The 10,024-nt window shown below is 60.4% G+C and carries 8 protein-coding genes and 1 tRNA gene; 7 read left to right on the top strand and 2 right to left on the bottom strand.

All coding sequences use genetic code 11. From position 1 onward, the window contains the following. The 7 genes from ABYO54_RS08995 to ABYO54_RS08965 form a co-directional block, all read left to right on the top strand. Nucleotides 1-838: SPASM domain-containing protein (locus ABYO54_RS08995; RefSeq protein WP_372807917.1), on the top strand; the 838-nt coding region annotated here is incomplete at its 5' end. A 4-nt stretch (nucleotides 839-842) separates the two neighbouring features. Continuing rightward, complete coding sequence (locus ABYO54_RS08990) at nucleotides 843-1,739, top strand: peptidylprolyl isomerase (protein ID WP_372807916.1); 897 nt, start codon at nucleotides 843-845, stop codon at nucleotides 1,737-1,739. 105 nt (nucleotides 1,740-1,844) lie between these two features. After that, nucleotides 1,845-2,267 carry a hypothetical protein gene (locus tag ABYO54_RS08985; RefSeq protein ID WP_372807915.1) on the top strand — a complete coding sequence of 141 codons (423 nt, stop codon included), beginning with the start codon at nucleotides 1,845-1,847 and terminating at the stop codon, nucleotides 2,265-2,267. Then, nucleotides 2,251-3,279 carry a twin-arginine translocase subunit TatC gene (tatC, locus tag ABYO54_RS08980; protein WP_372807914.1) on the top strand — a complete coding sequence of 343 codons (1,029 nt, stop codon included), beginning with the start codon at nucleotides 2,251-2,253 and terminating at the stop codon, nucleotides 3,277-3,279. Before ABYO54_RS08985 ends, tatC begins: the two co-directional genes overlap by 17 nt. Then, nucleotides 3,276-3,503 (top strand): twin-arginine translocase TatA/TatE family subunit, encoded by a 228-nt coding sequence (locus ABYO54_RS08975; protein WP_372807913.1) that lies wholly within the window; start codon nucleotides 3,276-3,278, stop codon nucleotides 3,501-3,503. The genes tatC and ABYO54_RS08975 overlap by 4 nt, the downstream gene beginning before the upstream one ends. Nucleotides 3,504-3,577: 74 nt before the next feature. After that, nucleotides 3,578-4,369 (top strand): CAAX prenyl protease-related protein, encoded by a 792-nt coding sequence (locus ABYO54_RS08970; RefSeq protein WP_372807912.1) that lies wholly within the window; start codon nucleotides 3,578-3,580, stop codon nucleotides 4,367-4,369. Nucleotides 4,370-4,508: 139 nt separating this feature from the next. Next, nucleotides 4,509-4,600: transfer RNA gene (locus ABYO54_RS08965), tRNA-Ser, on the top strand. Between the two features lie 432 nt (nucleotides 4,601-5,032). On the opposite strand, the gene ABYO54_RS08960 is transcribed toward ABYO54_RS08965, so the two are convergent. Both ABYO54_RS08960 and ABYO54_RS08955 read right to left on the bottom strand, forming a co-directional pair. Next, on the bottom strand, nucleotides 5,033-8,593 hold the full coding sequence (locus tag ABYO54_RS08960; protein ID WP_372807911.1) for an efflux RND transporter permease subunit: 3,561 nt from the start codon (nucleotides 8,591-8,593) through the stop codon (nucleotides 5,033-5,035). After that, nucleotides 8,583-10,024 (bottom strand): efflux RND transporter periplasmic adaptor subunit (locus ABYO54_RS08955; RefSeq protein WP_372807910.1); only part of this gene is annotated, 1,442 nt, incomplete at its 5' end. The genes ABYO54_RS08955 and ABYO54_RS08960, both read right to left, overlap by 11 nt.

The raw sequence follows: 10,024 nt of genomic DNA, 5'->3' as shown, positions 1-10,024 counted from the left end.
GGTGGAATTCAATACGCTCACCTGCGTGACGCGGCAAAGTCCCGACGAGGCGGTCGAGGTCTACGATTTCCTGAAGGGGCAAGGCGTCAAGTTCATGCAGTTTATCCCGATCGTCGAGCGGGCGGGCGACCGCGCCGCGCACGCGGTTGGGCTGGATCTTGCCGCGCCGCCCGATCTTCGGGCCGTCGATAATTCCGGCACCATGATGCCGTGGGCGGTGTCGCCGGAAGGCTTCGGCCAATTCCTTTGCAAGGTGTTCGACGAGTGGGTCAAGGAAGACGTTGGCCAGGTGTTCGTGAATATTTTCGATGTGGCGCTGGGGGCCTGGTGCGGGCAGGAGCCGAACCTCTGCACCTTCGCGCGCCGCTGCGGCAAGGCCGTTGCGCTGGAGCACGACGGCTCCGTCTATTCCTGCGACCACTTCGTCTATCCCGCCTATTTCCTCGGCAACATCATGGGGAAATCACTGGAGGAGATGCTCTATTCCCCGGAGCAGGTCGCCTTCGGCAACGACAAATGGGAGGCGTTGCCTGCGGTTTGCCGCGCGTGCGAATTCCTGTTCGCCTGCAACGGCGAATGCCCCAAGCATCGCTTTATCAATGCGCCCGATGGCGAACCGGGGTTGAACTATCTGTGCGCCGGGTATAAAACCTTCTTCAAACACATCGACCCGAAAATGAAAGCCATGGCGGGGCTTGTCCAAAAGGGGCGGCCTGCGGCGGACATTATGAAGGAAGTGCCCGCTCCGGTGGCGGCGGAGCGCGTTTCCGGGGTTGGCCGAAACGACCGATGCCCCTGCGGAAGCGGTAAAAAATTCAAGAAGTGCTGTGGAAAATAAAACGATGAATGATGAAGCAACGGATACGATTCGCGTCAATGGCGAGGATGTTTCGCAGGGTCTGATCGATCAGGAACTGCAACTGCTGCGCGAGCGCTATGCCCGCGAAATGTCCTACGAGCAGATGAACGAAAAGTGGGCGAAGATCGAGTCCGACGCCCGCGAAAACGCCGTCGAGCGCGTGTTGCTGACGCAAAAGGCCCGCACCGAGATCGACGCCGTCCGCCCCGAGGAGATCGAGGCCCGGTTCGTTGCGCTCATGGAGCAGCACGGCGGCGACGAGGAGTTCCGCAACCGCTTCGAGCTTTCGGACGCGGATGTCGCCAAGGTCAAGGCCGATATCGAGGACGGCGTCCGCCTGGAAAAATATTTCGAGCGGCTATGCGAAGGGGTTGTCCGCCCGGTCGAGGCCGATTCGCGCGCCTACTACGAGGCGCATCCGGCGGAATTCACGCTGCCGGAAATGGTCCATGCCGCGCACATCATCCAGCAACCGAGCGCGGAGAAGCCGATCGAAAAGATCTATGCCGATCTGCTCAACGTGCGCGCGCGGTTGAACGACGGCGAGGATTTCAACGCGCTGGCCGACCAGTTTTCCGAGTGCAACGACGGCGGCCACGACCTGGGCTACTTCGCGCGCGGCCAGATGGTGCCGAGCTTCGAGAAGGTGGCCTTCGCCACCGAGGTGGGAAAATGCAGCGATGTGTTCCAGACCGAGTTCGGCTACCATATTCTGACCGTGCTCGACCGCCAGCCCGAGACCGTGCGCGATTTTGCCGACGTGCGCTACGACATCGAAAGCATGCTGTTCGACGAACGGAAGAACGAGGCCATCGGCGTCGTGGCCGATGCGCTGCGCGCCAACGCCGATATTGAAAATCTGATTGTTGTCGAGGGATGAGTATGGTCGAAAAAAGGATCGGGAAACACAACGAGAACCGCGGCGGGGGCCTGCGCGCCGTTTGCGCCTCTTGGTCGCAATTCAACCGTTTGGATGAGGGTGGCCATGTTTAGTGTTTATGCTCCATTGGCTTTCATTGGCCCCGGCGGCCCGGAGTTCCTGGTCGTGATGCTGGTGCTGTTGCTGATGTTCGGCTCCAAGGATGCGCCGCGCATTTTCCGCAAGATCAACGAAATGATCAATTCGATCCGCAATACGGCCGAGAGCTTCAAGCGCGAGATCATGTATAGCGATCTCGGCGTCGATGAGCCGACGCGCCCGGTCTACGACAAGACGGACGACGATCACGACGACGACTACGAATACGACGACGGGTACGACCCCTATGAGTCGGACTATTCCGACGACACCTTCGATGGCTTGGAAGAGGACCTCCAGGATGCCGGGGCCGAAGCCGTTGAGGAAGAACCCGCCGCCGAACCCGAACCCACCACCCCCGACGAGGACGACGATGCTCGAAAAGCTTAAGGCCTTCAAGGGCAAGTTCCGCTACGACGATAGCGAGATGCCGTTTCTGGAGCATCTGGAGGAGTTTCGCAAGACGGTCATCCGCTGTTTCATTGCGTTGGCGATTGCGATGACCATCTGCCTTCCGTTTGCCGACGAATTGATCGGGGTCCTGCGTGCCCCGGCCGAACCCTATATCATCAAGAATGCCTCGGAGGTGCTGGACAATACCACGGTGCATCTGCGCATCGCCGCCGATTCGATCGAGACCAACGCGTTGCAGGTGGCGGAGGATGGTTCCCGCTATTACGACGTCAAGGCCCTGGTCGAGTTGCCCGAGTCGTCGACGGCGCAAAAGGGCGGTATCCGCCTCCAGTTCTCCGAGCCCGCCGCCGCCTTCAAGATGTGGCTCACGGTGACCTTCTTCGGCGGCATCCTGATTAGCCTGCCGTTCCTCGTCTTCTTCATCGGCCTGTTCGTGATGCCGGGCGTGCGCGATGTCGAGCGCAAGGTGATGACGCGGATTTCGTTTTTTTCCGGCGGCTTGTTCCTGGTGGGCATTGCGATGGGCTACAAGATGACGCTGCCGCTGGCGCTGGGGCTGATGCTGAAGATCGGCGGGCAACTCGGGGGCGAATCGATCTGGTTCTACAACAAATACATCGGGTTCGCACTCCAGCTGTTGCTCGGCTTCGGGCTGGCGTTCCAGTTGCCCGTGGTCATCTTGATCATGGGGCGCATGGGCTTGGTCAGTTCCAGCCAGCTGCGCGACAAGCGGCGGCACGTCATCGTCGCCATGTTTGTTTTGGCCATGGTCCTGACGCCGCCGGATCCGATGACCCAGGTGCTGATGGCACTCCCCTTGATTTTGCTATACGAGTTCTGTATATGGTTCCTTCACTTCAGTGGGAATCGCGAGCCGTCCCCGTCCGGGGATACGGACGACGATAGCGCCGACCCGACGGATGAAGATGCCGCCGACGAATCGAAAGACGATCACGAAAAGAAAGATTCAACCGAGGAAAACACATGAATACACTAGCCCTGGGGATGCCGGGCGGGCAGGAATTGCTCGTTGTCGCGTTCATCATCATTTTGTTGTTTGGCGCAAAGAAGCTGCCGGAACTCTCCCGTTCGCTCGGCAAAAGCCTCGGCGAATTCAAGAAGGGCCAGCGCGAAGGCGCCGAACCCGACCAGATCGATGACGAGGTCGAGAAGAAGGAAATCGCCTCCGACGACGGAAAAGACAAGGAGTGACGATTGATCCGTAAGGCGTGGCATTCCCTTTTTTCGGAAACCACGCCTCGCGGATCACGCCTCACAATCATCCCATGAGCGAGCGACAACGCGAAGAACTCTCCCCCGACGAGCAAAAAGAAAATTCAAAGGCGGTCATTGCCCATGTGATTCCGTTTGCCATGTGGCTGACCATGATGGTCTGGTTCGACGACCCGACCTGGAGCTACATGGCCCGGTCGGTCGGCGGCTTCATCCTTTTGCTGGTTTTCCGCCCGTGGCGGTGGTATCCGCGGCTCAAGGCCAAAAACATTCTTCCCGCGATCGGGGTCGGTGTGTTCATCCTCGTGGTTTGGGTGGTTTTCGAATGCCCCTGGATGGTGGAACACGCGCCGGGCGTCACGGAATGGTACGACCGACTGTTCGTTGACCTGATGAAACCGTTCCAGACCCGGGAACTGTTCGATATCGGCAACGGCGTCATGGCTCCCTATGAAGTGATCGAGTCCGGGGAACATGCCGGCCTGCATGTCTACGATCCCAAAGCTTCCGGCTGGCCAATCTTCGCCATCCATATGCTGGGCACGTCGGTGTTCATCGCCATCATCGAGGAATTCTTCTATCGCGGCTTCCTCTACCGCTGGATGCAGGGCAGCCCCTTCTTCAAGATCGATTCCGGCATCCTGCATTGGCCCGTGCTTATACTCATTTCGGTGTTTTTCAGCGTGTCCCACTTCGAGTGGGGCGCCGCCATCATCTGCGGCTTGGCCTACGGCCTGCTGTATATCAAGACGCGCGACATCTGGGCATCGATCATCGCCCACGGCACCACCAACTTCCTGCTCGGCCTCTACGTCGTGAAATTCAACGCCTACCAGTTTTGGTAGGAAATAGCCCCGGGTGCCGCCTTCCGGCGGCCCGTCCGCCGCGCCGTCCGAAGGCCGTAATGCAAACCTATTTCTTTTACCCAAAAACCGCTTGCAAAGGGTAGGGGGCTCAACTATCTTCTCCCCTCGTTTTCAGCGCGGAAAGATGACTGAGTGGCTGAAGGTGCTGGACTGCTAATCCGGTGTACTCCTCACGGGGTACCGGGGGTTCGAATCCCCCTCTTTCCGCCAGTTTTTGATGAGAGCCCCGTTTATCGGGGCTCTTTTCGTATCCGGCCTTCGCCGGGCACCGTGGCGCGCGGGGACGATTTCGATGCGCTAAAAGCGCAACGCCATTTAGCCTTGGGCATCGCCGAGGGACCGATCGGATTAACCTTAATGCGGGATGGAACCACCGATGAACTCGGATGGACACCGATCCTCAATGGGATAAGGAGCTTGTCCCGCTCATCCGCCGGAGTAAGAACCTGTATCCTGTTCATGAATCTGTGTTTATCTGTCGTTCATTTACATTTCTAGGTAGAACGGTCCTCTGGACCGTTCCCTCTGCGCTAAGCCAGCGGTCCTAAAATCGGCAGGGCACCACCGCGGGTGTCAGTCCTATTATTTTGTCATTTCGGTGCGGTCGGTACTGGTTCGAGGTAAGAACTGTTGGGCGGCTCGCTATAACCGATGGCGCACCTTTCTTTCCTGAAGGGCGCAATAGAGCACGGGGACGACGAGCATGGTGACGATTTCGATGAGCATGCCGCCGAAGGACGGAATGGCCATCGGCACCATGATGTCGGAGCCGCGTCCGGTGGAGGTGAGCACCGGCAGCAGTGCGAGGATGGTGGTGGCGGTGGTCATCAGGCAGGCGCGCACGCGGCGCGACCCGGCCTCCAGCACGAGCGCGCGGATTTCTTCCTTTGTGGTGTGCGGCTTGTCGCGGAAGAGCTGGGTGAGGTAGGTGCCCATCACGACGCCGTCGTCGGTGGCGATGCCGAAGAGGGCGAGGAAGCCGACCCATACGGCGACGCTCAAGTTGATGACGTGCACCTGGAAGAGGTTGCGCATCTCGGTGCCGAGCAGGCTGAAGTCGAGGAACCACGGCTGGCCATAGAGCCAGAGCAGGATAAAGCCGCCGGACCATGCGATGAATACGCCGGAAAAGATGAGCAGGGTGGTGGAGACGGATTTGAACTGGAAGTAGATCAGCATGAAGATGGCGAAGAGCGCGATCGGCAGCACCATGGAAAGCGTCTTGGCGGCGCGTTGCTGGTTCTCATAGCTCCCGGCAAAACGGTAGCTCACGCCCGCCGGCACCGCGAGGTGTTCGCCCAGATAGGCCTGCGCTTCTTCGACGACGTCGACTTCGGCAAACCCCTCCTTTTTGTCGAACACGACATAGCCGACGAGGAAGGTGTCCTCGCTCTTGATGTTCTGCGGGCCGCGCACGTAGCGGATTTCGGCCATCTCGGTGATGGGGATTTGTTGCCCGCCGGCACCGGGCACGAGGATGCGGTCGAGCGCCTCGATATTGTCGCGCAACTCGCGTTGGTAGCGGACGCGGACGGGGAAGCGTTCGCGCCCTTCGACGGTGCCGGTGACCTGCTTGCCGCCGATGGCGATTTCGACGACGTCCTGGAATTTTCGGATCGGAATCCCGTAGCGGGCGAGCGCCTCGCGGTCGGGCACGATTTCGAGATAGGGTTTCCCGACGATGCGGTCGGCAATTACCGTGGCAGGTTCAACCGACGGCACCTCCTTGAGCAATTTTTCAATCTGCAAGCCAACCCGTTCGATCGTATCGAGGTCGGGGCCCTGCACCTTGACGCCCATGGGCGCGCGCATGCCGCTTTGCAGCATCACGATGCGGGCGGCGATCGGCTGGAGTTTCGGCGCGGAGGTGGTGCCGGGGATCTTGGCGGCCTTGACGATCTCGGCCCAGATGTCGTCGCTCGAATGGATATGGTCGCGCCACTGCCGCACGGTGTTGCCGTCTTCGTCGACGCGGTATTCGGGCTTGTAGTTGATGACGGTTTCGATCATCGAGATGGGGGCGGGGTCGAGCGGGGTTTCGGCACGGCCGAGCTTGCCGACGGCGGACTCGATTTCGGGGATCGACTGGAAGGCGATGTCCTGCTTTTGCATGATGTCGAGCACCTCGCCGATGGAGGCGTGCGTCATGGTGGTGGGCATCCAGAGGAACGAGCCTTCGTCGAGGTTGGGCATGAATTCCTTGCCGAGGGTGCGCCATGCGCCAATCCCCGCCAAGAGGAGCGAAAGCGGAAGGATCAGGAACAGCGCTTTATGGTCGAGGCACCAGCTGAGGATGCGCGGGTAGAAATGCTCGAAGATCTTGAAGAGCAACAACAGCCCCCCGATGAGCAGCGCCACGAACAGAATGTTCCGGAGGTTGCGCTCCACGCCGAGCGGTTCCCATTCGAGGCTGAGCCAGACGCCGACGAACAGGACGGTGAGCATGATGGGAAAATATTTATTCAACGCAAAGGCGCGATGATCGCAATGCTTCGCAAAGGGACCGTTGGGTTCTTTGCGAGGCTTAGCGTCCTCTGCAACTTTGCGTTTGAAAATGCGTTTCGGGCGGCTCGGCGCTTGCTCCTTATCGTTTCCAAAAAACGTGTGCGCCAGCACGGGCAGGACGGTCAGCGCCAGGACGATGGAGGCCACCAGGGCGGTGGTCTTGGTGAAGGCGAGCGGTTTGAACAGCTTGCCTTCGGCGCCGGTCATGGTGAAGACGGGCAGGAAGCTGATGACCGTGGTGAGCACGGCGGTGAGCACGGCGCCGCCGACCTCGCTCGCCGCGCGGTGGACGATCTCCAAGCGTGGCTCCGACGGAGCGTCGGCCTCCAGATGCCGGAGTATGTTTTCGCAGAGGACGATGCCCATATCGACGATGGTGCCGATGGCGATGGCGATGCCGGAGAGGGCGACGATGTTGGCCTGCACGTTGAACAGCTTCATGCCGATGAAGCAGAGCAGCACGGTGAGCGGCAGCATGCTGCTGATGACCAGCCCGCTGCGCAGATGCAGGACCATGATCAGCACGACGACGATCGTGATGAGGATTTGCTGCACGATGGCTTCGTTGAGGGTGTTGAGCGTCTCGTAGATCAACCCGGTGCGGTCGTAGAACGGCACGACGGTGACTTGGCTGACGGTGCCGTCGGCCAGGGTCTTGCTCGGCAGGCTTTGTGCGGTGGCGGCGATCTTCTCTTTGACGTTTTGGATGACCTTCAGCGGGTTGTCGCCGTAGCGCGCCACCACGACGCCGCCGACGGCGGGGGCGCCGCCTTTATCGAGCGCGCCGCGCCGCGGGGTCGGGCCTAGGACGACATCGGCAACCTGTTTGACCAGCACCGGGACGTTGGATTCGTTGACCTTTACGACGCTGTTTTCAATGTCTTCCAGCGACTGGATGAAGCCGACGCCGCGAATGAAATATTCGACCGAATTGACCTCGATGCTTTTTGCGCCGACATCGATGTTGGCACTTTGCACGGCGCGGTAGATTTCGTCGATGCCGACGCCGAACGCGCGCATGGCATCGGGATCGACATCCACCTGGTACTCGCGGACATACCCGCCGATCGAGGCGACTTCGGCCACGCCCTCGGCGGAGAGCAGCCAGTAGCGGGCATACCAGTCCTGGAGGGTGCGCAGCTCTTCGGGATCCCAGCCGCCGGTCGGGTTGCCGTCGGGATCGCGCCCTTCGAGGGTGTACCAAAAGACCTGGCCGAGTGCGGTGGCGTCGGGCCCAAGCGCGGGGCGCGCGCCGTCGGGCAGGGTGCCTGCGGGTAGGCTGTTGAGTTTTTCGAGCACCCGGGTGCGCGACCAATAGAACTCCACATCCTCCTTGAAGATGATGTAGATCGAGGAGAATCCGAACATCGAGTAGGAACGGATGGTCTTGACGCCGGGGATGCCCAGCAACTGGACGGTGAGCGGATAGCCGATCTGGTCCTCGACATCCTGCGGCGAACGGCCCATCCATTCCGTGAAAACGATCTGCTGGTTTTCGCCGATGTCCGGAATCGCATCAACCGAGACGGGGTAGCGCTGGAGCTCCCCGACCTTCCAGTCGAACGGCGCAACCAGAATGCCGGCGAAGACGACGGCCATCGTGAACAGCACGACGATTAGCCGGTTTTCCAGACAGAACCGGATCAGCCGCCCGACGGCGGAGCGCTGTTCAGGGGTTTGTTGGGTCTCAGTGCGCATGATGGTTTACCACCTTCTCAATCTCCACGCCGGCATCCTTCATCTGCTTCAGGTATTTTTCGGGGTCGGCCTTGAACTCGGTGTCGCATCCCGGGCAGCAGAAATAGATGCGCATGCCGTTGTGGTCGGTGAAGATCGCCTTGTCGATGGCGCCGCCCATCACCGGGCAAAGGGTTTGTGGTTTTTTCTCCGCCGGATGATCGGCGTGCCGCTCGCTCGGCATGGACATCATGCTGGGTTTGGCCTGGATTTGCATTTCGGCGTCGAGCTTGAAGGCGCCGCGGGTGACGACGCGTTCGCCTTCTTCCAGGCCGCTTTCGACGGCATAGAAGTCGCCGAGTCGCGCGCCGAGCGCAATTTCGCGTCCTTCGTAGGTGGGCTTTTCCCGATCCGGGATTTCCACGTAGACCACGGCGCGTTTGCCGGTTTTCAGTGCGGCCGATGCCGGAATCAGCAATGGGGCGTTGTCTTCGGTTCCGCTCACGTAGCCGAGCGACTCGGCGGTGACCAGCGGCATGCCGCAGACATCGCAGCTGCCCGGTTCGTCTTTCACCACTTCGGGGTGCATCGGGCTGATCCATTTGCCGGCCAGTGCCGGATTCATGATGCGTCCGCTTTCGGCCACCTGCGGGCGGGCGACGGCGCGAACGAACATGCCGGGTTTGAGTTGCCCTGCTTCGTTGTCGACGATCACGCGTACCTTGGCGGTGCGGGTGGCCGGATTGATGACGGGATCGATGAACGAAATCGTGCCTTCAAAGGTTTTGCCGGGATAGGCCTCGGTGGTGAACGCCACGGTGCTGCCGTAGCGCAGCCCGTTGAGATCGGATTCGTAGGCGTCGAGCAGGATCCAGACGCGGGACAAATCGGCAAGGGTGACCAGCTTGGTGCCGGTTTCGACGTACATGCCCTCGCTGACGTTCTTGTGGATGACGATGCCGCCGATGGGGGAATAGATCGTCATATGGTCGCTGGCGGTTCCGCGGGCTTCGATTTCGGCCACCTGTTCGGCGGTGAACCCCCAGAGGCGCAGCTTTTCGCGGGACGAATCAACGAGCGAGGAATTGTATTTTATCGATTGGATCAGTTCTTCCTGCGCGGTCAGCAGTTCGGGGCTGTAGAGCTCGGCCAGGTGCTCGCCTTTCTTTACGGGAATGCCGGTGTAGTCGACGAACAGGCGGTCGATGCGGCCGGGCACCCACGAGGAGATGGAGGAAACGCGGGTTTCATCGTAGTCGACTTTTCCCGCCATCCGCACGTCGGCGGTTGCAAAGCGGCGTTCAACGAGCGCGGTTTCCAATTCCATCCGTTTGGCGGCATGGGGGCCGATGCGGATTTCCCGCTCGCTACCGCCGTCGTCTCCGGCGTCGAGCGCAATCAGGTCCATGAAGCAGATCGGGCACTTGCCGGGCTTCGGCAGCTGGATCTGGG

The sequence above is a fragment of the Pontiella sp. genome, assembly GCF_041622395.1.
In the GTDB taxonomy this organism is placed as follows: Bacteria; Verrucomicrobiota; Kiritimatiellia; order Kiritimatiellales; family Pontiellaceae; genus Pontiella.
The sequence above is the reverse complement of the archived record's forward strand: the minus strand, read 5'-3'. Positions and strand labels throughout refer to the sequence as shown.